The sequence below is a fragment of the Halomonas sp. 707D4 genome, from assembly GCF_024158685.1.
Classification (GTDB): Bacteria; Pseudomonadota; Gammaproteobacteria; order Pseudomonadales; family Halomonadaceae; genus Vreelandella.
In genome coordinates, this window is the sequence record NZ_JAMZBD010000690.1 from 1 (window position 1) to 1,246 (window position 1,246).

1 protein-coding gene is annotated in these 1,246 nt (G+C 69.6%); it reads left to right on the forward strand.

Annotated features, from left to right (window positions below; genetic code table 11):
- Nucleotides 1-292: 292 nt before the first annotated feature.
- The gene (locus BIS11_RS17935) at nt 293-1,204 is read left to right on the forward strand and encodes a TIGR01777 family oxidoreductase (RefSeq protein WP_253586774.1); all 912 of its coding nucleotides are present in this window, start codon (nt 293-295) and stop codon (nt 1,202-1,204) included.
- The last annotated feature ends 42 nt before the right edge of the window (nt 1,205-1,246 follow it).

Consider the following 1,246-nt stretch of genomic DNA (forward strand, 5'->3'; position numbering starts at 1 on the left):
CATCGGCAAGGCGCTCGACGGCGACCCGCCCCTGGCCTTCGCCTTGCCAGCCGGTCACGGAGCGCGGGCCGGGGCGCGAGACGAAGTGCATCCTGCGCACTCGACCCAGGCGCTCCTGCAAACGTTCGATGAGTGTCAACGCCGCGTCCTCGACTGAATAAAGGGGGCTAGCTTACCCGCTCGCCGATGCAAGCGCAGCACCTCGCGACCGGCGAACTCTACTTGTACACTGGATGTAACGGTTCGGTGCGTTGCTTGTACAAATTTACCCCTGCGAGGGAGGAGGTTCTCGATGCGCGTTCTCATTACCGGCGGGTCCGGCTTCGTCGGCCGGCGTCTCTGCGAGCGGCTGCTGGCGCGCGGCGACCGGGTCGACGTGGTCTCCCGCTCGCCCTCGAAGGCGGCAAGGACGCTGCCCGGCGAGTGCCAGGTGCGCGACAGCGCCATGGGCTTCATCGAGACGCCGCCGGAAGCGGTCGTCAACCTGGCCGGCGAGTCGATCGCCGGCAAGCGCTGGAGCGAGGCGCAGAAAAAGCGCCTGCTCGCCTCGCGGGTGGAGTCGACCACGGCGCTTGTGGAGTTCTGCCGGGCGCTCGAGAAGGCGGGCAAGCCGCTGCCCTCGGTCATGGTCAGCGGCTCGGCGATGGGCTACTACGGGGATCAGGGCCGCCGGGTGGTCGACGAGCAGACCCCGCCGCACGCGGAGTTCGCCCATCGGCTCTGCGCCCAGTGGGAAGCCGCCGTCGAGCCGGTTACGGACCTGGGCGTACGTCTGGCGCTGCTGCGCACCGGGCTGGTGCTGGACGCAGGCGGCGGCACGCTTGCCAAGATGCTGCCGCCGTTCAAGTTCGGCCTGGGCGGGCGCTTCGGCGATGGCCGCCAGTTCATGCCCTGGGTGCATCGCGACGACCTGGTCGAGGCGATTCTCTACCTGATCGACCAGCCCTCTCTCGAAGGGCCCTTCAACGGCTCGGCCCCGCACCCGGTGACCAACGCCGAGTTCACCCGCACCCTGGCGCGCCAGCTTCACCGCCCGGCACTCTTTCCGGTGCCCGCCTTCGCGCTGAAGGCGGGCCTTGGCGAGATGTCGCGGCTGCTGCTCACCGGTGCCGACATGCGTCCGGCGCGCCTGCTGGAGGCCGGGTTCGGCTTTCGCTACCCGACGCTCGACGAGGCGCTGGACGAGATCCTCGCCGACGCCTAGGCGTTGGGGTCGACGGTGATCACCACGCGCACCGCGTCCAGG

Excerpts from the sequence above, each read along its gene's own strand:
- BIS11_RS17935 (WP_253586774.1), top strand. The coding sequence starts at position 293 with ATGCGCGTTCTCATTACCGGCGGGTCCGGCTTCGTCGGCCGGCGTCTC.